The 21,236-nt window shown below is 47.6% G+C and carries 15 protein-coding genes; 5 read left to right on the forward strand and 10 right to left on the reverse strand.

Annotated features, from left to right (window positions below):
• Positions 1–79: 79 nt before the first annotated feature.
• Entirely contained in the window at positions 80–2,197 is a 2,118-nt protein-coding gene (locus LRL21_RS37870) for a cadherin-like beta sandwich domain-containing protein (protein ID WP_240420992.1), read from the reverse strand.
• A gap of 168 nt (positions 2,198–2,365) precedes the next feature.
• On the reverse strand, positions 2,366–4,237 hold the full coding sequence (locus LRL21_RS37875; RefSeq protein WP_240420993.1) for an ADP-ribosylglycohydrolase family protein: 1,872 nt from the start codon (positions 4,235–4,237) through the stop codon (positions 2,366–2,368).
• 110 nt (positions 4,238–4,347) lie between these two features.
• On the opposite strand from LRL21_RS37875, the gene LRL21_RS37880 reads away from it, so the two are divergent.
• Positions 4,348–5,226, forward strand: a complete 879-nt coding sequence (locus tag LRL21_RS37880; RefSeq protein ID WP_240420994.1) for an AraC family transcriptional regulator — start codon at positions 4,348–4,350, stop codon at positions 5,224–5,226.
• A 24-nt stretch (positions 5,227–5,250) separates the two neighbouring features.
• Here the strand turns inward: LRL21_RS37880 and LRL21_RS37885 are convergent, their stop codons facing one another.
• Positions 5,251–6,000: an SDR family NAD(P)-dependent oxidoreductase gene (locus LRL21_RS37885; protein WP_240420995.1), complete on the reverse strand. Its 750-nt coding sequence runs from the start codon at positions 5,998–6,000 to the stop codon at positions 5,251–5,253.
• A 167-nt stretch (positions 6,001–6,167) separates the two neighbouring features.
• On the opposite strand from LRL21_RS37885, the gene LRL21_RS37890 reads away from it, so the two are divergent.
• A complete protein-coding gene (locus LRL21_RS37890) occupies positions 6,168–6,887 on the forward strand; it encodes a 3-ketoacyl-ACP reductase (protein WP_240420996.1) in 720 nt (239 codons plus the stop codon).
• Positions 6,888–7,024: 137 nt separating this feature from the next.
• Here the strand turns inward: LRL21_RS37890 and LRL21_RS37895 are convergent, their stop codons facing one another.
• The 3 genes from LRL21_RS37895 to LRL21_RS37905 form a co-directional block, all read right to left on the reverse strand.
• A complete protein-coding gene (locus LRL21_RS37895) occupies positions 7,025–9,457 on the reverse strand; it encodes a sialidase family protein (protein WP_240420997.1) in 2,433 nt (810 codons plus the stop codon).
• A 198-nt stretch (positions 9,458–9,655) separates the two neighbouring features.
• Positions 9,656–11,254, reverse strand: a complete 1,599-nt coding sequence (locus LRL21_RS37900) for a response regulator (protein WP_240420998.1) — start codon at positions 11,252–11,254, stop codon at positions 9,656–9,658.
• The gene (locus tag LRL21_RS37905) at positions 11,235–13,034 is read right to left on the reverse strand and encodes a sensor histidine kinase (RefSeq protein ID WP_240420999.1); all 1,800 of its coding nucleotides are present in this window, start codon (positions 13,032–13,034) and stop codon (positions 11,235–11,237) included. Before LRL21_RS37905 ends, LRL21_RS37900 begins: the two co-directional genes overlap by 20 nt.
• Positions 13,035–13,293: 259 nt before the next feature.
• Between LRL21_RS37905 and LRL21_RS37910 the strand changes: the two genes are divergently transcribed.
• The 3 genes from LRL21_RS37910 (at position 13,294) to LRL21_RS37920 (ending at position 16,489) form a co-directional block, all read left to right on the forward strand.
• Positions 13,294–14,664, forward strand: coding sequence for an ABC transporter substrate-binding protein (locus LRL21_RS37910; protein WP_240421000.1), 1,371 nt, complete (start codon positions 13,294–13,296; stop codon positions 14,662–14,664).
• 28 nt (positions 14,665–14,692) lie between these two features.
• On the forward strand, positions 14,693–15,637 hold the full coding sequence (locus LRL21_RS37915) for a carbohydrate ABC transporter permease (RefSeq protein ID WP_240421001.1): 945 nt from the start codon (positions 14,693–14,695) through the stop codon (positions 15,635–15,637).
• A gap of 66 nt (positions 15,638–15,703) precedes the next feature.
• Complete coding sequence (locus tag LRL21_RS37920) at positions 15,704–16,489, forward strand: carbohydrate ABC transporter permease (protein ID WP_240421002.1); 786 nt, start codon at positions 15,704–15,706, stop codon at positions 16,487–16,489.
• Between the two features lie 163 nt (positions 16,490–16,652).
• On the opposite strand, the gene LRL21_RS37925 is transcribed toward LRL21_RS37920, so the two are convergent.
• The 4 genes from LRL21_RS37925 to kdpC all read right to left on the reverse strand — a co-directional run bounded on the left by LRL21_RS37925 (position 16,653) and on the right by kdpC (position 21,196).
• Positions 16,653–16,877, reverse strand: coding sequence for a hypothetical protein (locus LRL21_RS37925; protein ID WP_240421003.1), 225 nt, complete (start codon positions 16,875–16,877; stop codon positions 16,653–16,655).
• On the reverse strand, positions 16,849–18,030 hold the full coding sequence (locus LRL21_RS37930) for a MalY/PatB family protein (RefSeq protein WP_240421004.1): 1,182 nt from the start codon (positions 18,028–18,030) through the stop codon (positions 16,849–16,851). The genes LRL21_RS37925 and LRL21_RS37930 overlap by 29 nt, the downstream gene beginning before the upstream one ends.
• Before the next feature lie 112 nt (positions 18,031–18,142).
• On the reverse strand, positions 18,143–20,476 hold the full coding sequence (locus tag LRL21_RS37935) for a histidine kinase (protein ID WP_240421005.1): 2,334 nt from the start codon (positions 20,474–20,476) through the stop codon (positions 18,143–18,145).
• 114 nt (positions 20,477–20,590) lie between these two features.
• Positions 20,591–21,196, reverse strand: coding sequence for a potassium-transporting ATPase subunit KdpC (gene kdpC, locus LRL21_RS37940; protein WP_240421006.1), 606 nt, complete (start codon positions 21,194–21,196; stop codon positions 20,591–20,593).
• Positions 21,197–21,236: the final 40 nt, after the last annotated feature.

Consider the following 21,236-nt stretch of genomic DNA (forward strand, 5'->3'; position numbering starts at 1 on the left):
GTCTGCTGATGCACAACAAGGAGCACCCCTGTGGAGTGCTCCTTGTTGCAATTTAACTTCTTTTTCATGGGGGTCGATACTACGGTATAACCTTGGTTCCAATCTGGCTCATAATAATAACGACGTCTTCACGGTTGAATTGTCCATCTCCGTTCAAATCATTGTGCCCAAAAGCTGCCGTCATATAAGCAATAATCTCATTAATATGAATCCCATCATGTTCGACATCCAAATCAGTCAGCCTTTGCTTCAACTGCTGAAGGGGGCTGCCATAGACAAACGTTCGGCCGGCAGCGTCGTTCCCTTCTCCGATCAAGCTGACCACAGCTCCAGCTTTAATATCAAATTTCACTTCATCTCCGGGCAGCAGTTGGCCGCTTACAATCAATTTCACCACCGACGTCCCTGGTGTATAGACGACTTGTGTTACCGACAAATCCGAGTTACGAGTTACATTTTTGATCGTATAGTACGTGTGATCGATACTCGCCCGCAGCAAAGGTTCGGAAAAGGTCAGCTTCGCCTGCATGTCTTCAAGCAGGAGATCATTAAGAGCTGGCCTTCCCGATAGAATCACTTTAATCGTATATTGCCGGCTTGTCCCATCCTGCGCGGTTACATATATATCTATCACATTTGGCAAGCCTGATGCCAAGGGTAGAATAGGGCTATCCATACCGCTTTGAACAGTTACATAACCGCCTCCGTTGATTCGCACCTGGATCGTTGCAGCACTATTACCTGCCGACAAGACTGGCTTTACGGTGAGTTCATAGATAGATTGACTTACCGTTAATGAATAGTCTGTAACCTGGGGTGAAAAAGCAAGATTTCCTGTGGAAACCGATAAGCTGGATAAGCCTGCGTCGCTATTCTTCAGTCTCTCTACGGATAGCGTGTAAATTTTTGCAACTGCCGTATCTTGGGCTAACACTTTGACTTCCACTGTATTGCTGCCTACTATCAGAGGAACAGATACAGGATTCCCACTCGAAACTTGTGTATCGTTGCCTCCATTTATACGGACATATACAGCTGCACCAGTTGGGTCCGATAATGTCGGCGTTATAGCCAAGCTGGACGTGGAATAGGGTACATTCGCCATTGTGTAGTCCAACGTGCTGCTCGCAAAGGGTTCGTTCAGATTTCCTGGCGTCACAGTTAAACCGCTTAAAGTCGCATCATTATTTTTTCGAATCACTTCGATCGTATACTGCTTTGAGATGCTCGTATCCTGGGCTAACACTTCCAGTGTGATCGTATTACTTCCTACTGCCAGCGGCATACTCAATCCGTAGCCACTCGTTACCGGCGTGTAGCTGCCGCCATTCACTTTCATATGAACAAAAGCACCCGTTGGGTCCGACAATGTGGGTGTCACCATCAATGTATCCGTTGCATTACTCACGTCAGGCAACGTATAAGCCGTCTGATTTGACTGAAAAACCGGGCTTAACGTGCTCCCTGAGACGGTTAAAGCACTTAAATCTGCATTGGTGTTGGCGGCCCGCGTGACCGTAACGGTATACGTCTTATTCACGTTTGTATTATAAGATTTTGTCTGAACAGTAATGATATTGCTTCCTACATTTAAAGGTATGGAACTCGACGTAGCTCCATTAGCTGCATTCGATTCGTTGATTTTGACGGAGGCTGCAGCGTCATTCAACACCCCGGTAATCGATATGCTGCTCGTCGCATAAGACACGTCAGCCGTATAATTCGTTATATTGGATTGAAAATTCGGATTTAACGTTGTTTCACTTGAGCGCAAATCTGTCAGGTCGGCATCATTTGTGTCTGGAAAATATACGTGAATCGTGTACGTCTTGGTCGTCGTAGTATTTGTTGCCGTGACTCTTAATTGAAATGTGTTATCTCCCCGATTCGTACCGAGGTATCCGGTTGACGCATAATACGCTACCCCAACCCAACTGCCCCCGTTCATCGAATACTCCATGGTTGCATCGGAGTTCGCAGTTGTTGCTGCTGTGTAGAAGCCTGTTTCAGAGCTGCGCATTTTCACCCAATATTCCGTTATCGATGGAGAAAAAGCAGGTGACAATAAACCCGCACCTTCATGAATGCTCGATAAATCGGCATTCGCATCACTAACCACGGCTTGTGCATTCCATGGGGATGCAATCATAAATATGAATGCCGCAAAACTAATGATTAAAAATTTAGCTAATCTCACAAATTTCCTCCCCTAAAAAAGTCAAAATATGACTTTACGATTTAATAATCCCCTACCATTATATCATAGCTATTATCCATTTTAATGCATATTTATAAAGTTCATAGAGTCAAAATTACAAAAAATAACACTCTATCGCAAAGGACAAAGTGTTATCATAACCCTTATTTATTTGACAAACATCATATCCGTGTAATAGTAATACTTGCCTGGCGACGTGTTATCCAGCGTAGCTACCGGGAGGACATACACTTCAAGATCTTCCCCCTGTCCTGTCACTTCCACCTCAACCACATGTGTTCCTGCTGCAAGCGTAACTTCATACAGCTGTTCTGTCGCGGGACGGTGGTAGGCCGGGATGAATTCGACGATTTTCTGACAATCGATCACGGTTTCACCATTCAGCTTAACAGAAATTGGAGCGTTAGCGGCTGCGATCAGACGCAGCTTGCGAGTAGAAGGATTATACAGATTTGTTCTCGCATGGTACGTGCCCATGGTATTGCCTTCAGAGACCGCTTGCCAATTGATTTTATTTCCCGCACACACGACTTCGATACCATTCTCCGCCTTAGCAGGTCCCCATATCGTCCAATGTGCAGCACCTACCAGTGCAAAGGAAATACGTTCCTCAGACCAAACGTGTCCATCATGATAACGCGTCCAATTCAATGCCAAGCGATAGGATGATTCAGGCTGTGAAGAAGATTTGACAATTACCTTCCAGCTCGTTGATTCACCAGGATTTAAACGAGTCTCCTGTGCAGCAGGTCCACTCCAGCCCGCTGGTACTTCCAGTGACAAGCTGCCTTCCAACAAAACCAGTGAGCGATTCGTCATGGTGATAGTCAGGGTCTTGGACTGATCAATTCCAATCGCCGGGCCTTCGTCTCCATAATTCAGAACAAGCTCCAGATGCGGCTGGCTGGACGTACCTTGCGGCAGCAGATAACGGTTTTCCGTTACAGGTCGATTCCACATGGCCTCTATACGGTCACGTTCCTCCACTCTATCCTGCAAGGTAGTGGGAAGCTCTGGATGAACGATAATTCCTGTATGCCATGCAGTCAGAACCTGTTTCCCTACAGCTATCGTGCGCCGTGTAAGCTGATCCAGATTTTGCGGAGCCGGAAAGCCTTTGATCGGGGGACTGATCACGACACGATCACCGACGGGCTGCACCCATTTTGCAGGCAGGCCCTCTGGACCGAGGATCATCCCCAATATGGCACCCAAGGTAGCCGCCGTACAATCCGTGTCGTAGCCACAGTTTGTCGCTTTCAGAATCGCATCCTCGAAGTCTTTTCCATAAAGCCAGCCGAGAATCGTAAAGGCGATATTTTGTGGAGCGTCCGTAAAGTTCTCCCGTCCGTGATGGTCCAGAATCAGAGCTCTTGCCTCGATCCAGTCTTTGCCTTCCTGATGCCACCGCAGCAAATCCCTGACAGCAAGCGCGGTGCGGCAATCAGCCGGTATGTAACGAAGCCCGATTTCTATCAAACGATCACGGTCCTTCTCGAAGAAGATAGCGCTCTCAATCGCAGCAAACAGCATTTCGCCATATACGCCTTCTCCCCCTGCATGGTCAACCGTTGCATCCTCATAGGCATAGCGGGCTGCCGTTTCCGGTGCACCCGGTGCTACCATCGCCCAAATTTCCGAGCGGATTGGGGAGCCCATGCAGTTGTTAAACGGATTGTTGAACCATCCAGCAACCGGAGCTGTCAGACCTCGTCTCAGATTCGTCAGCGCATAGCCATATTCATCGAAGGGGAAAAAGATATGATCGACCCATTCCTGCCCCAGTTCCTTGTTAGTCAAGAATGGCCCATACTGCTCCAGCGCATGCAGCCATACGAGCTGCAGATCCAGATCGTCATTCTCCAAGGGACCATCCGGAAGCTCAGGATAAAAGTCCAGATTCAGCAGCTCCTTCACACCCTCTACCGGTGCACCCAGCGTGCCCCCGATATTTTTACCCAGCCAGCCTCCATAAACGATTCGATAGTAATCCTGTTCATTCAAAATGCTTATAGTCATCACAGCAGCTCCTTCTGATCTTTGGTATACTGTTGAGTATAAGGTCAGACCCCGGAAGATAGCCATGCAGGTAATTACGATTTACAAGCAGTAAAACCTTGGAGGAAGCCATGTATTATTCACTTTCCAGACTGTCGGCACTTGATGTGAAGTGGGCCGATTTGTTTGATGCCAATCAGGAATCCTTTCAGGAATTCCATCACAATCCCTATTACGAATTGATTCTGGTTGCCGATGGAACGGTTTATTTGCAGGCAGGTGAAGAGAAGCTAACGCTTCATGCCGGTGATTCCCTGCTGCTAATGCCATGGGAGCAGCATCGCGGCTGGCAATCAAATGAAAGGCAGGGGCAGTTTTTTTGGGTTCAGTTTGCCTCCACTCCCGATATTACCGAGCTGGACTATAACCGAGCACCCCAGCTTAAAATCGTCCATGCGCCTCCAGGCCAGGCATCAACCTCTCAGCAGCATTTTGAAGAAGCATTGGTCCTGCCAAGACGGTTTCAAACCCGCAACAGGTACAAGCTGCTCAGCTGCTTCGAAGAGCTTGTCCAGCTGCTAATAAAGCCCAAAGGCTATTTCCGCTTCCAGGCAACGCTGCTGCTAGGAGAAATCTTATTCATATTAACAAGCGAATTTCTCGAGCAAAGCCATACCGACAGTGCGTTCCCATCTTCCTATACGACCTTCCGAAAGCTGTTAAGTCATATCAATAACAACTACGAAACCGATATTACCAAAGAGGCTCTCGAGCAGATGACCGACAGGAAGTATGAATATTTATGCCAGATTTTCAAGCGATATACAGGCACCACAATGGTCCATTACATGCATCAATTAAAAATCCAGCAAGCGAAACATCTGCTCCTTCATACGGCTCAAAGCGTTCAGGAAATCGGACAATCGGTAGGTTATGCCGACCCGTTTTATTTCAGTCGAATATTCAAGCGAGTCGAAGGTATTTCCCCGCAGCATTTCCGACAAAAATGACGGGTGCTGAGCGAAAATCAGCGGTTAATGAACGTAAATCATCTTTTTGGTCATACCACCGTCTACCGTCAGGTTCGTGCCTGTGACAAAGTCATTCTCAGGGTCAGTCAAGTACAGGCAGGCACGTGCAATATCCTGCGGTTTTCCAACACGCTGCGCTGGATGCTGTTCATGATCCTCCGTGCGAAGACTGCTGTAGTCACCCGTTTCGATCCATCCGGGATTAATCGCATTCACCTGAATCCCGTCAGGGCCCAACGAAACCGCAAGCGCATGCGTTAATGCATCAATCCCACCTTTGGATGCGGCATAAGCCTCAGTATTCGCTTCCGACATCGTCGACCTTGTTGAGGAAATATGAACGATCGAACCTCTCCCCTGCTTCTTCATTACCTTGGCCGCTTCTCTCGAACACAAAAAGCATCCTCTTAAATTCGTATTCATCACATAATCCCATTCATCCATGTCCAGCTCATAGGGTGATTTGGTTATGCCAAGACCTGCATTATTAATCAAAATATCAATGCGTTCAAACCTGGCTTCAATTTGCTGAAAAGCAGGTGCAATCGCCTTACCGTCACTAAGCTCCAGTTGTATCACAAAAGGCTCGAACCCCGATTGCCGCAACAGTTCACTGGTTTCCGCCAGCTTATGCTCATCCTTATCTATAAGTACAACCTGGGCGTTCTCAGCTGCGTAGCTCACAGCAAGCACCCTTCCGATACCGCCTCCCGCTCCCGTAATCACAACCACTTGATTCTCGAATTTGCTCAACGTAAATGCTCCTTTCAGGAATAGGTTACTTCACTATTATAACCGATCCGGACACCAGTCGCCGATTCCGACACTCCACGAATGGCAGAAGGTTGACCTTGTTTTGGCCTTGGTATACCATGTTAATGTCGGCAATATGATGACTAATTAAATAAGGAGCGATCCATATGGAATTGCGCAATAAAAAAGCACTGATTACCGGGGCGGGAAAAGGTATCGGAAAAGCGATAGCGATCGCATTAGCCAAAGAAGGCGTTCATCTGGGGATTATCGCCAGAAGCAGTGCCGATCTAGAAACCCTTCAGGAAGAATTGACCACAACCTATGGAGTGGATGTGTTCATTGCAGCCGCCGATATTGCAATTCAGACAGAGGTCGATGAAGCGGTTGCCGCCTTGAGCTCAAGGCTTGGTTCCATAGATATCCTCATCAATAATGCGGGAACCGCACAATTCGGTACCCTGGTTGATATGGAGCCTGCACACTGGGAGCGCATTATACAAACGAATCTGATGGGCACCTATTACATGACCCGTGCCGTACTGCCGGCACTACTCAGCCAAAGCAGCGGCAGCATTATCAATATCGCCTCAACTGCAGGAGAAAGAGGCTTTGCTACGGGCTCCGCTTACTGTGCTTCCAAATTCGCCGTTCTCGGAATGACTGAAGCCTTGATGCAGGAGGTTCGCAAATCCAATATTCGTGTAACTGCTCTCACTCCAAGCACTGTAAATACAGAATTGGCTGTCAATACAGGATTGAAAATAGGTGATGAGGACCGCATGATGCAGCCGGAGGATGTCGCCGAGCTGGTATTGGTTACGTTAAAATTGCCAGATCGCGTCTTCATTAAGACCGCTGGAATCTGGACAACGAACCCGCAATAGCTTACAACTGGATGTACTGTGTGTGGCCACACTGCATTGGCAGAACCCTTCTCCTTCACATAAGGAGTCGGGTTCTTTTTTCACGTATTAAAGTAGCCCCACGGCTAACCGGAGGCGGCTTCTTTAATTATATGAGACTAAGGTATATACAAAGCCTGAATATCGGCTGCACTTAACGCGTAGTTGTAAATACGCACATCGTCAAGTAAACCATTCATCGTACTGGCTGCAGCATGCCCGAGTGTTAATGGAAGCGAGCTTGAGATGTCTCCACCCGTCAGACTGTTGTTCGTTCCAGCCAACACACCATCGACATACAGCTTAAGCCCAGTGCTGCGATTGGCTACACCCACGACGTGATGCCATTGTCCATCCGTATATGCTGCTGTAGTCTGCACGGCATCAGCGGTGCTGCCATAGTCAAGCAAAAACCGCAGCGTGTTATTGGCCTCGAACCTTAACCAGTAGCCATGATTCGTATCGCCCTTGTTGATGATATATTTTGTCGTGCCCACTGTACTTGTCTTGACCCAAGCGGAAATAGAAAAATCCTGGGTAGCTCCAAAGTCGAGATTACCATCGGCCGGATCATTCACCGTGACATGGTCGCCACTGCCGGCAAAGCTTAGCGCACCTCCGAACTTACCGTTAGCGGAACGGATTGCATTGACGATGCTCCCGTCATTTCCATTTCCTGTCGCATCAAGGGCAGCCGTTCCAGAAGCTTCATCCAGCTTCCAATGGGCTGTCAAACCATATTCGGCCTGTATCTCCTTGCTCGTCAAAGCATATCCGAACAGCTTCACTTCATCAATCTGGCCGTTCATGGTGTTCGTCGAATTCGTTCCGATAGTTAGCGGCAGCGCATTGGAAATATTACCTCCAGTCAGGCTGCTGTCCTGTCCAACCAGTACCCCGTCCACATACAGCTTAAGCCCGGCAATTCGATCCGCCGTACCGACAACATGATGCCATTTCCCATCCGTATAGGTTGCCGTCGACTGGGCAGCATCATAGGTGCTGCCATAATCGAGCAGAAACCTAATCGTATTATTAGCCTCAAACCTGAGCCAGTAGGAAGCGTTGGTATCGCCCTTGTTCACGATATATTTGATCCCACCGCTGCTGCTGGTTTTCACCCATGCGGAGACACTGAAATTTTGTGTGGTTCCAAAATCGAAGGCGCCACTCGAAGGGTCGCCCAGATTCACATAATCACCATTGCCAGCAAAGGCAAGCGATCCACCGAATTTGCCGTTGGTGTTATATACGGCATTAACTATCGTACCGTTGTTCCCATTTCCTGTGGCATCTCCAGCAATTGACCCGGAGGTCTCGTCCAGCGGCCAGCTGCCCAGTAAAGAACGATCCCAGCGAATAAATGAAATTATCGCACGATTCGGAACGATTGTGTTCCATTCATTGCTCGTAACCAGGCTTAGTTTGGGGGTGATAGCAGTGGTTCCGAAATTGCCAAGCTGGGCTCGATTGCTTGTGATCCCCATCGCAATGCGTTCTGTGCTTTTCTTAAGGCGAAGCGTGATTGGATCGACCTCGGCCATCCATAATGGCGCACGATAACGAAATATATCAGCATTGGACGCGTCCTGCCGCGTATACACCAGATACAGTGCACCCGACTGTGTGAGCCAATGCATCTGGGTATTATTGCTTCCCGTCACTGTCGTTCCGTCATCCCACTTCAGTGTAACGGCAGACTGCCAGGTCAAACCATCGCTGCTTTTCGCCAGCCGATTCTGGGTATCATCGCGGATGGTCATAAAGTATTCGTTGTTGAACCGGGTAAGTGAAGGCTCGATACCGGATCGGTTGCCATTGCTTCCGACATTGGCCACCGCGCCGCTTTGACTCACGTATTGAAGCGTGCTTCCGTCAAACGAAGCTTTGACAACCTGCAGCGTCCCGAGCCCATCCAGCGAATTCAACGGCCACAATATGGAACCATCCTCTGTCATATAGGGATAAACGCTGCCAGCATGCCCGTATACCCGAGGCCAACTGAATAAATACCAGTCGCTGCTCCAGGTTGAAGTCGCCGGATCATAGATGGCATAAGCCGGATAATTGTGCTTCTTGGCATAGCCATGGACGACATCGTACGACTGGGCCATACCGAAGACAATAACCTTACCAGACTGCGCATGGTAAACAGGAACCGGATCAATCAGCATACCGGAATAGCCGTCCGGGAGCACTTTCCACTGGTACTGCGGAATGGTCGTGAACGAACTCCACGTTTCCCCCAGATCGCTGCTCTTGGTGTAGGCAATATCGTAGAACACATCACTTAAATTCGGACTTTCATTCGGATCCTTGGATACCGTACAAAGAATATCAGGTGAAGCTCCATTCGGTATAGGTGTGCAGCGCAGATGCGTCCACCAGAAGTTGTTTTGTCCGTTGTTTGTATAGATCGTTTTCTCTTCAATGGTAAAGCTGGCAGCAGCACTGACGGAGGCAAAGCCAAGCAGCAAGCCTCCAGCAAGAAGTGTGAGTATGAGGAGGCGTACCAAGTGCTGGTCTTGTATTTTCTCGCGAATAGACATCATATAGTCTCCTTTTAACAATTTATTAAGCGCTTACAAATGATCGTCCTCTATCCCTCCTTCTCACCTTTTTAAGTATATATCCTCCTTTCCAAGAGCCTGAAAGAGAGATGCCACTGGCATCTCCCATAATTTCAACTCTATATTAACATGAGAGGAAAAGCGGCAACATGAGACGATCTCAAGATTTGGTGGACTTGCTCAAGGAGCTGCCGATTGCTTTCTAAAATCACTTGGCGTAAGACCCAGACGTTTTTTGAACAGACGGCTAAAATATTTCTCATCGGTATATCCGGTTTTCATGGCAATCTCATAGGTTTTTAAATTGGAGCCTTTCAGCAGCTGTTTGGCCTGCTCCAGCCGTACCTCCATAATATAATCCGACATATTCACTCCCTCGACCTGTTTAAACAGAAAGCTTAAGTAAACGGGTGACAGGTATACTTCCTTCGCAATCGATTCCAGCGTAATGCTTAAATGATAATTATCCCTTATAAAATGTTTCGTTTTCTCCACAACCGCATTTTTCCCCGCTTTTCGCAGGTCCACAGTGATGATGAACAATCGCTCCAAATACAGCCAGATTTCATCCTCCAGCTGCTCCAGGGAGGCTACTTCAATAAACCGTGAGATTTGATCGGTGGTCAGCAATTCTTCTGCCGTCAATCTCGGATGCATTTCAACCAGCACGTGAGCCGCCGAGCTCATATTTTGCAAGGTCATCGATTTGGTCACTTGAACCGGATAATCGCGTTCCTTCAGATGGGTGACAAAGGAAGTCGTCCAGTCCCTCAGCTGCGCAGGGTTGCCAACCTTAAAAGCCAGGCGCAAGTCCTCATCTATCGGGTAAAAAGCAATCGACTTCTCCACAGCATCAGCATGCTCCCACTCCAGATCATCGAGCCAAATAACTTCATTAGGGCCTGTATAATATTTATACTCCAATGCCGTTTTGGCCGATTCAAAGCTGGCCTTGGCATCAATGTTGAGGCTGGCACCGATTCTGGAAACGCCTAAGGTAGCATAATAATGAAGCGTCCTTCGCAGGTTGCCGACTAATAAAAGCAGATCTGTTCGCAGCTGTTCTTTATCGCTCGTGGAGCCATTAATCACAATAACAAATCGTTGATGGGCTTCATGAAAAATAAATTTGTGCTTCCAGCAGGCTAACGTTTCTTCAGCAATATTGATAATAGCAAAATTCATCAGCTGCTGGTCCTCATAGCTGTAGGGCTTGGGATGATCGGGGTCCTCCTCCACCTCCAGCACGGCCAATACATATGCCCCCTCCTTCAGCCCGATCTGTAAAAAGGACGATTTTTCCACAAAAGATTGTGCGTTAATTTTGGCTCCCTCCAGAAGCGAAAGCATAAACCGGTAAACGATGAGCGGCAAGTTTTCCTTGAGCTGGTTTTTGAGCTTCTTTTCTTCTTCCCACTCCCGTTTAATTTGCAGTAAAACCTTTAACAGCTGGTCAATATCCGGCGGCTTCAACAAATAATCGGACGCACCGAGCTTGATCGCCTTTTGTGCATAAGCAAATTCATCGTGCCCGCTCAATATGACGGCTTTGATCGGCAGATTTCTTTTACCCACTTCCTCCAGCAGCTGCAAACCATCCATTCCCGGCATCTGACAGTCCACCAGTATCAAATCAGGTTCGTTCTTATGTATAAATGCCAAGCCTTCTATGCCATTCTCCGCTGCTGGAAGCCAGACAAATCCATGCTCCTCCCAATTAATAAGCGCTCTAAGCGCACGGGGCACAATTTCTTCGTCATCAATGACCATGATTTTCATATAATAACCTCCATTGCTCCTCGCTCTCGATCATCGGCAGACGCAGTGTCACTTTCGTTCCGACGAGCAGCTTGCTATCAATCATAAGCTCATGCTCCGGACCAAACATCATCCGCAGCCGCTCGTTCACATTCCGAATTCCAAAGCCCTGCTTGCCTGAGGCGGAATCGTTTAACAGCTGCTCCTTCTTGTCAGGACTCAGACCGCAGCCGTTATCCTCGATAACCATCACAATCTGGTGGTCCACAATGCGACCTGAAATGATGAGTACACCCGGCTCGTTTTTCCGTTCGTTGAAGGCATGTAGAATCGCATTTTCCACAATAGGCTGCAGCAGCAATTTCATCGTCAAATATGAGCCTACCTCAGGATCTATGTCATATTTAGGTGTAAACCGTTTTGGAAATCGCGCATGCTGGATGCTGATGTAGGCTTTGATCTGGTTAATCTCCTGATCCAACGCATAATAATCATTCCCCTTGTTCAACGACAGCCGGAACAGCTCGCTAAGTGAATGCACGACTCTTGCGGTCTGCTCATCGCCATTGATTTTGGGATTAAGAAAAATAAAATCAAGGGTGTTATATAAAAAATGAGGCTCAATCTGGGTTTGCAGCGTTTTCAGCTCGATGATCTTTTGATGCGTCTGACTCACATACACCTTTTGAATCAATTCATTCGTTTCCATCACCATCTCGTTATATTTGTGGCTCAGCATACCAATCTCATCCTGTGAGGTGACGGCAACCTGCTGCTTGAAGTCTCCTCTTTTAAAATTATTCATCGATTTCAACAGTATTTTGATAGGAGACGTGATACTCTTGGACAATACGACCGAAATCAGGCCGACGACTACCAGTAAGGTTAGTGATAACAACAAGGTCACCTTTAACAGGATGCCGTGCTGCTTATGAATCACCTCTAGCGGTATAAAGCTCACAATATTCCACTCATACGGCTCGATGATGGTGCTGGAAACAAAATAATCCTTGCCCCCGATCGTGTAGCTTTCGGAGTGGTCCTTTTGAAATACCTTTTCCTTGAGCTTCAGGTCTTCAGTCAGCCTTTTTTTCAGAGCCGCATCCTCATGCTTGCTTGTAACCAGGTTATAATTGTTGTCAAAAATAAAAATGTTCGCGGAATTGACGATTTCAATATCTTTAATGATCTCTCCGATGGAATCACGATTGACGCCCATGAACAGCATCCCCAGGCTTTTATCATGATCATAGGAATCGACAATTTTGCGGCCTACCATAATTTCATTGTAGCTATGCCCAAAGGTAAACAGCGAAGTACCGGAAAAGGTCCAGTAGGCACGCCCATCTCTGGCCGCTGTTGCGACATACAAGGGCTGATCCATCACTTCGGTATAAGGAATAACCTGTCGAAAATATTCACTGAAATCCCGGTACAGAAAACCGTTCTCACCATAAATCACAAGAAAGGTCACATATTTTTTGGCGATTTTGATGTTTTCCAGATAATCAAAGCTGGCTCCTTCCTTTGCTGTCAGCGATTGGGACGCTTTGTCTCCGAGGACATACTGCAGGCTTTCGTTATTCGTAATGTAGGAAGTGATATCCCCCGCATCATCCAGCATCAGTTTAATATTGTTGCCGATCAGCTTCATCGTTTGTGACTGATTGCGGACGGACTCCTCCTCCAGAAAACGAGTCGCCATTGTATAGGAAAAGTACCCCAATGTAATTAAAGGAATCAACACTAATAATAAAAAGTAAACAAACAGCTTCAACTGAAGTCGTTTGAAAATGAACATACCGGATGCCTCCCAAAGCCGACTTACTATAAATAGTAAGAATGTACACCCAATGGCAGCTTACTGCTGAGCAGGCGGATGTCTCTCTCCATTCAATCTAACAGAAGGTGCTTTTAGTGTTCAAGGATTATTCGTAGATTGTGGATTTTCCCTTTATAAAGTCCACCAAACCTTTATTTTGTCACATTGTTGCAGATCGGTCAGGCAGATAAGATAGACAGTGTAGAAATTGAGAATGACCACCAGGGAGGGTTAAACCATGAATCAGAAGTTGAACAAATGGAACCGGGGATCGATCCGGACAGGTGCAGCCGCATTGGCGCTTACACTAGCACTTACGGGGTGCGGGGACAGCAAGGCTCCTGCTGCTGCAACCGATAAAACAGCAAAACCGCAGGCTAGTGAAATCGATTGGAAAATGGTAAAAGCGGATATTCGCTTTGTGTTCCCGGGTACTTCAGAGGCGGAAAAAGAGCTGGCCGAGCAATTCAAGACCAAAATGAAGGAGAAATACCCGAACGTCAACATCGAGTACATGTATTTGTCCTGGACAGATATGGAGAAAAAGCTGGCGGTTATGATCAGCTCTGGAGATAGTCCCGATATTACACAAACCCAGGATGTAACGAACCTCGTGCAGCTTGGCGGCTTGGAGGATCTCACACCTTACTTTCAAAAACAAGGCGTACAGCTGAAGAAGGAGGATTTTCTTCCGGGGACGATGGAATATGCCCAGCAGGATGGCAAGCTGTATGCAGTTCCGAATCTGGCGAACTCCTTCACTTTGGTTGTCAATGAGAAGATGCTGAACGAGGCTGGCATGAAGCTCGATGAGCTGAAAACATGGGCAGATGTGGAAAAAGCAGCCAAGCAGATGACCAAGGATGGCAAATACGGCTTTGGCTACCCGCTCGGTGTGCCCCGTTTTGCATTCCGTGTTCCGTTCACGGCCGCTTACAGCAACGATCTGGTGCTTAACGATACGACCGAGGCGAGTAAGAAAAAGTATCTGGAGACGCTGGAGCATTTCAAAAATCTCGAAGCTTACCAGCCTAAATCACATATCACCTGGGGCTATCCGGAAATGTTCCGCGCCTTCAGTAATGGAGAGGTCGGGATGATCGCAGCGGGAACGTATTTTACGGCAAATGTATACAGCATCAATCCTGATATTGTCAAGGTTTCACGGGCAATCGCTTATCCGAAGGGTCCTTCCGGCACGAAAGCCAAAGCTCCGGTATCCAATGTAGGTGTCGCGATGTTCAAGGGCAGTAAAAATAAAGATGTGGCCTGGAAGCTGATGGAGGAATGGTCCTCACAGGAATATAACAGTACGCAGGCTGCTGTCGTTAACGTAACCGCTTTAAAAAGCACAAACCTCGACGAAATCGTCAAAAAAGCAGAGAAGGCTTACCCGAAAGCAATCGAGGGCCACAAAGTGCTGCTTAAGGATTTTAACGAATTACTGGCAGCGTCCGGCGTACCGATGGATAAAATCCCCGGACAAAGCGAGATGGAAACCGTCGTTCAGGAGCAGATCGTCAAGATGCTGACCGGTAAAAGCACAACAGAGGAAGCCTATAAAGGGATCAAGGAAGGCATTGACAAAATCAAGGATAAATTTAAATAGAGCTTGGACGGAATGGATGTGAGGAGAAATGTCGAAAATACTGGAATTTAGAGAAGCGGCTCCACAGGAAATTTTCCGTAGGGGCCGATGGAAATCTTTTGTTCGCTCACATGGCTTCGGTTATGTATTGCTGGCGCCTGTCGTCTTGTATCTGATCGCTTTTCAGTTTTATCCGTTGTTTGAAACGATCCGACTGAGCTTCTACGATTACTCGCTGATTTCGGGCAAATCGATGACTTTTGCAGGCTTCGGAAATTACAAGGAATTACTGACCCATGACAAAGCATTTTGGCGAATTTTCATTAACAGTCTTGTATGGGTAATCGGCTCTACGGCACTGCAATTTCTGATTGCCATCCCGGCTTCTTTGATTCTGTTCTCCAAAATCCGTGGGCGCGGTTTATGGAGGGGGCTGATGATGGTTCCTTGGGTGTCCCCTGTGGTCATTATCGGCATCGTATGGAAATGGATTTATGATGGTCATTATGGGTTATTCAATTATTATTTAAAAAGTCTGCATCTGATCCAGGACGATGTCATCTGGCTCGGCCACGATACGCTGGTTTGGCCCGCTCTTCTGCTCACCTCTGCCTGGAAGGGATTCCCATACATCGCACTGATGCTTATTTCAGGACTTACAGGAATTTCCAAAGAAATGTTGGAGGCCGCCCATGTCGATGGAGCAACAGCCTGGCAGCGGTTCACCCGCATTACACTGCCACTGCTCAAGCCGATCATGTATGTCACCGGACTGGTCAGCCTTGTGTCCTCTTGGACGAAATTCGAGATGATTTGGGCGCTGACCGGCGGCGGACCTGGCTATGCCACCAGCATACTGCCGACCTACCTGTATACGAACTCTTTTGTATATTTTGATTTGGGTAAAGGCTCAGCCATTGCATCCTTGTCCATGCTGCTCGTCATCATCATTGTTATGCTCTATTCTCGGCTGTTCGGCCGAAATATGGACTAGGAGGGGCTGAAACTGAAAGTATCCACTGTACACCACATATCCAAATACATCTGGCTGCTGCTATTGATGGCTTTTACTCTGCTACCCTTCTTCTGGCTGATCGATACGACGTTCAAAAAAGATACCGAAATGTTCGCGACCATCCCCACATGGTGGATACAGGAGCCTACGTGGCAGCATTACCTGTGGGCGCTGAACGATAAGGGCCTGCAGCTAACCAGACTGCTTATGAATTCCATTATTGTCTGTGCAATTACTGCCTTCATTACCGGATTTATTGCCTGCATCAGCGGTTATGGACTGGCGAGGTATAAGGTCCCCGGTATCGGACTCGTCGTTATTCTAATCGTACTGGCACAAATGATCCAGGGTCCGCTTATCATGATTCCATGGTATAAGATGGCTTCCGCCTTTTCCCTATTAAACACGAAATCGATTCTGGTGCTCATCTATGGTACATTGACGATCCCGGTCGGGGTTTGGATCATGAGCGGCTTTTTCAAAACGATCCCTATCGAGCTGGAGGAAGCTGCCTACATGGACGGGGCCGGAAAGCTGCGAACACTATTCACCGTGATTATTCCTCTCGCACTGCCAGGACTTGTAGCCATCAGCCTGTATGCGTTCATTCTTGGCTGGAACGATTACCAGTACGCGTTGATTTTGACCAACTCGATTTCAGCCAAGACGGTTCAGGTCGGGATCGCTGAGCTGATGGAAAGCATGGGCTCCACAAATTGGGGCGGACTCATGGCAAGCGGCGTCATCGTGATATTGCCGATCATCCTGATCTTTGCTTTGATCCAGAGATTCCTTATTGAAGGCATGACAGCCGGAAGTGTTAAGGGCTAGCCAATGATATATCTTGAATAACGTTACATCCGTAAAGCCATATAGCCCATAATCAACGTTAATACGGCCAAGATAATCACAATATATATGAGCTTCCTTACCGACCTGTTGTTTTTCCTTTTATCGGCCTCAACATGTAGCACCTTCTGAACCGCATCAGCCATCAGATTAAATTTTTCTTCTGTTGTGTGGATGACAATTCCACCACAATGAGAGCAAAGTCGCTTAAACTCCGTTTGTTGAGAGCAGTGAGGGCACTCGACCATAATTTGTGACCACCTTTTAAAAAGAGCAGCCCACTTGAGGCTGCTCTACGATTATTTGTGTCTTTCCGCTTGTTGAACTCTGCTTCAACTTGCTTATCCGCGCTTACTGCTGTTTGCAGCATCGCAGAACTGCCTAAGCGCCTGCTCCACAATCGATCTTGGGCAAGCCAGATTGATACGCAGCCAGCCTTCTCCTTCGGTCCCAAATACGGATCCTTCGCTAAATGCCACTTTAGCCTGACGGAACATCAAGTCCTTAAGCCCTTTGATGTCCAGTCCAAGCTCCCGGCAATCCATCCACAATAGGTAGGTACTCTCCGGATATAGCGGCTTTACTTCCGGTAAATGCTCAGCCAAATAAGCAAGTGTGTAATCCAGGTTACCTTTGACATAAACCATCATTTCATCGAGCCAAGCCTCACCTTCATTATAGGCCACCTCAACGGCATCCTGTGCAAAATGCTGCGCCATATGTAGGCTAAGCGTTTTGAGACGCTGATCGATTGTCCGTTTGAGGCTGGCATTAGAGGTCACAATAAAGGAAGTGTGCAGCCCTGGCAAATTGAACGTTTTGGTAGCAGCCAGGCATGTAATCGTGATGTCGGCTAGCTCGGGAGACAACGAAGCGAACGGTATGTGCGGGTGTCCCGGGAATGTCAGGTCACAATGAATTTCATCGGATATGACGATTACCCCATACTGCAGGCAGAGCTCACCCAGCTTGAGCAGCTCTTCACGCTCCCACACACGTCCTCCCGGATTGTGAGGGCTGCACAGCAGCAGCAGTTTGGCGCCACCCTTGAACAATGACTCCAAATGCTCATAATCCATCTCGAAGCGCCCATTTTGCAGAAGCAGCGAGTTTTTGGCAACAACACGTCCATTGCTTTGAATCACATCATAGAAAGGGTAATACACAGGGGATTGGATGACAACCTGTCCGCCTGGCTCGCTGAACAAATCCACTGCCAGACTTAGCGAGGTCACGATACTTGGTGAATCCGTTATCCAGTTGGTCTCAATATCCCAATAATGACGGCGTTTAAACCAGTTTACAATCGATTCCAAATAACTGTCCGTGCGGATTGCATATCCATAAATACCCAGCTCGGCACGCTGCTTCAGTACCTCCTGAATGGCAGGAGGAGCCAAAAAGTCCATATCAGCTACCCATAGCGGGAGAATATCCGGTTCCCCGAACAGCTTGCCGCCTTGATCCCATTTATATGAGCGAGTATTCCGTCTATCGTTTAATTGATCAAAATTGTAAGCCAAACAAGGTCACCTCATTATCGATTTTTTAAAATTATACCATTAGTGGCGAGCCCTGTATAACAACATTTCTTGAACATCCCGATAAACGAAGCTTTACCTATGGACTGCAGCTCTATGCTTTGTTAGGAATTCTGGTATCGATCTCGCAATCCGCGACTACCAGCACATCCATATGCCTTGCGCGGCGCAGCAAATTTTTCACTATCGAGCCTTGCCACAGCTCCTTCCAGATCGATAGCCTGGACTGTCCCATAATAATCTGTGTGGTTTTGTACACATTTGCCTTGCTTACCAAAGCCTCGGGTATTTGCTTGCGATGCTCAGCCTTCAGCGTTTCAAAGGTTCCACCCAAGCGGCTTGTCAGCTTCCTTAGCGCCTCAACCCGCTCCATTAATTCGTCTGTGGACGAGATTTGCACATAGGTGACATACCAGGCCGCCTTTAATCTATGGGCAATTCGAAAGCCTCGACGTATCAAGCGCTCTGCCTGTGGGGTAGCATCAATACATACATAAATAACCTCCTGCCTCCGCCAAGGACCACGCAGAGAATTGCTTCTCTCCCACGATTCCAGACGTTCATCCACATCGTCCGCAATCTCTCGCAGGGCCAGCTCCCTCAAGGCAATCAGGTTCACGGTTTTAAAAAAATTGCTAATGGCTTGATCCACCTTATCCATCGCATAGATTTTGCCTTCTCTCATCCGCTGCTGCAGCGATTGCGGCGTCACATCGATCAGCTGTACCTCGTCAGCAAGTCTCAGAATATGATCCGGAACCGTCTCCCTGACACGGACTCCCGTAATTTGCTCTATAGCATCATTCAGGCTTTCCAGATGCTGCACGTTGACCGTTGAAATGACGGAGATCCCTGCCGCCAAAATATCAAGCACATCCTCGTACCTTTTCTTATTTTTACTTCCCGGTACATTCGTATGTGCCAATTCATCGACAAGAACCACATCCGGATTACGCCGGATCACTTCCTCTGCATCCATTTCCTCCAGACGAGTTCCCCGATAATCCATAACCTTACGTGGAATCAGCTCCAATACGCCGATCTGTGCTGCCGTTTCCTTGCGACCGTGTGTTTCCAGCAGACCAATCAGCACCTGAATTCCTTTTTTATCGAGATCGTTGCCATCACGCAGCATGGTGTACGTTTTGCCCACGCCCGGTGCAGCGCCTATATACACTTTGAATGTTCCGCGTTTGATCTGCATAATTTTGCGTTCAACCTCCTGAGAGCTCAAACGGCGGAACCACTCTTCCTCTTCCTTAGGTTTCGATAGCCTGGCAGGCAGAATTCGCTCCCCCTCATGCTCCGCGCGGTCTGCTACCATGAAGATGTCGATATTTCTCGTTTGCTTCAGCATGTCGTGGACAATAGAGCCTTGCCAGAACTCCACCCAGCGGGATTGCTTGGAATGACCCAGAACAATTCGGGTTACGTTATGATCCAGAGCGTACTTAACAAGGACCTTGGGCAGGGAACGGAGGGCACAAAGCGGGAGCTCATCGAATTCTCCGCCTACTTTTTTAACCAATTTGACGATGGATCGCTTGAAGGTTGCTTCCACCTTGGACAGCTCTTTTTGAGGATTGACAAAAGTAACCACTCGCAAGTCGCCATTCAGACGTTTGGCAATTTGCTGGCCTCTTCGTACGTAGATCGATCCATTCCAATGATACTGCGCTGATACGAGAATACGCTCTGTTGCACCGGATGGACCGATCAAACCTAACTCATCTCTATGCTTATCCAGAGATTCATTAACACCCTCAGCCATTAAGCGTAAAGACAATTCCCGCAGTACAGCCAAATTACCTCTCTTGAATAAAGCAGATCCTTTGCCAAAATGCAGGTGGCCCTCTGCTGCCCGATTTAACAAGGTTTCCGGCGTGGCATCGATCAGTACAACTTCATCGGCAATTTCCAGTGTATCTGCAGGTACGGTTTCCTGGGCTTCCACTCCCGTTAATTTCCTGGCTAATTCCGTAACCCCTTCCAGCTCGTATACGTTGACTGTTGAGATCACGCTAATCCCGTGATTGATTAAGAATCGAATATCTTCCATACGTGTGGCGTACTGGGCATCCTTGCGATTGCGATGAGCCAAACCATCTACCAATACAACTTCGGGATTACGTTTAATGAGTGCATCCAGGTTCAAGTCTTTTTTCTCAACATTTTCTTTCATCCAATGTATGCTTGGAACCCTCTCCAAATCTCCGATTTGCTCGACCGTTTCGGGACGCTGCATGGTGGACACGGCACATATCACCACGTCGATGCCCTGATTTTTCAAATGCTGACCTTCACGCAGCATATGATACGTTTTCCCCGAACCGCTGACCGCACCAATATATACCTTTAATCGACCTCTATGCAGCTTGGAAATCGATAATAAAATCTCCTCTGGTGTTTTGCGTTTAAAATTTTCCATGAACGCCTCCATGCACATTGATTCGATCCTTTATATGTATCCACTCATAGGATGAGGAAAAGGAAAAGCCTGATAAAGCCATAGCTTTACCAGAACTTTTCCTTCAATAAAGAGCTACTTCAGCAAGGCGCTCAATGCCAAGTTTAATTTTAACACATTGACCCGGGGTTCACCGAACAATCCCAAGTCCCTTCCTTCGGTCGTTTGCTCTACAAGCTGCTGCAGCTTGGCTTCGGGAATTCCGTTCAGCTTGCTGATTCTTGGAATCTGAACGAGAGCCGATTGCGGGCTGATATGCGGATCAAGTCCCGAGCCCGAGTTGGTAATCAGATCAATCGGCAGTTGACTTACGGGAACAGCGGGATTGTTGGTCTTCCAGTCCTCAATCGATTCCTGTGTTCGCTTCAGCATGTCAGGATTGGATGCCGCATAGTTATTGGACCCTGAGGCCTCTGCCTTGTAATCAATACTAGATACTCGGCCTTGAAAGTATTTGGGATCAGCAAACTTTTGTCCGATCAATTCCGAGCCCACGATCTGTCCCTTACTGTTGTAAATCATACTGCCGTTCGCATTTGCGGGCATCAGCACCTGTGCGACCCCGGTGCATACCAGAGGATAAATGATTCCACAACATACAAGAAATACTAGACTAACCCGAATCACGATTCCCAAAGAAAAGCTTGCTGTGTTTGACGCAGCATGTGCCGATTTATCCATTCTTTTATACCCTCTTTTCTGATAGATGTTGATACAATAG

Source organism: Paenibacillus periandrae (assembly GCF_022458865.1).
Lineage (GTDB): Bacteria > Bacillota > Bacilli > Paenibacillales > NBRC-103111 > Paenibacillus_S > Paenibacillus_S periandrae.

Bases quoted from the DNA above. Each gene is read 5' to 3' on its own strand.
- LRL21_RS37875 (WP_240420993.1), bottom strand. From the start codon at position 4,237: ATGACTATAAGCATTTTGAATGAACAGGATTACTATCGAATCGTTTAT.
- LRL21_RS37880 (WP_240420994.1), top strand. From the start codon at position 4,348: ATGTATTATTCACTTTCCAGACTGTCGGCACTTGATGTGAAGTGGGCC.
- LRL21_RS37890 (WP_240420996.1), top strand. From the start codon at position 6,168: ATGGAATTGCGCAATAAAAAAGCACTGATTACCGGGGCGGGAAAAGGT.
- LRL21_RS37895 (WP_240420997.1), bottom strand. From the start codon at position 9,457: ATGATGTCTATTCGCGAGAAAATACAAGACCAGCACTTGGTACGCCTC.
- LRL21_RS37900 (WP_240420998.1), bottom strand. From the start codon at position 11,254: ATGAAAATCATGGTCATTGATGACGAAGAAATTGTGCCCCGTGCGCTT.
- LRL21_RS37905 (WP_240420999.1), bottom strand. From the start codon at position 13,034: ATGTTCATTTTCAAACGACTTCAGTTGAAGCTGTTTGTTTACTTTTTA.
- LRL21_RS37910 (WP_240421000.1), top strand. From the start codon at position 13,294: ATGAATCAGAAGTTGAACAAATGGAACCGGGGATCGATCCGGACAGGT.
- LRL21_RS37915 (WP_240421001.1), top strand. From the start codon at position 14,693: ATGTCGAAAATACTGGAATTTAGAGAAGCGGCTCCACAGGAAATTTTC.
- LRL21_RS37920 (WP_240421002.1), top strand. From the start codon at position 15,704: ATGGCTTTTACTCTGCTACCCTTCTTCTGGCTGATCGATACGACGTTC.
- LRL21_RS37925 (WP_240421003.1), bottom strand. From the start codon at position 16,877: ATGCTGCAAACAGCAGTAAGCGCGGATAAGCAAGTTGAAGCAGAGTTC.
- LRL21_RS37935 (WP_240421005.1), bottom strand. From the start codon at position 20,476: ATGGAAAATTTTAAACGCAAAACACCAGAGGAGATTTTATTATCGATT.
- kdpC (WP_240421006.1), bottom strand. From the start codon at position 21,196: ATGGATAAATCGGCACATGCTGCGTCAAACACAGCAAGCTTTTCTTTG.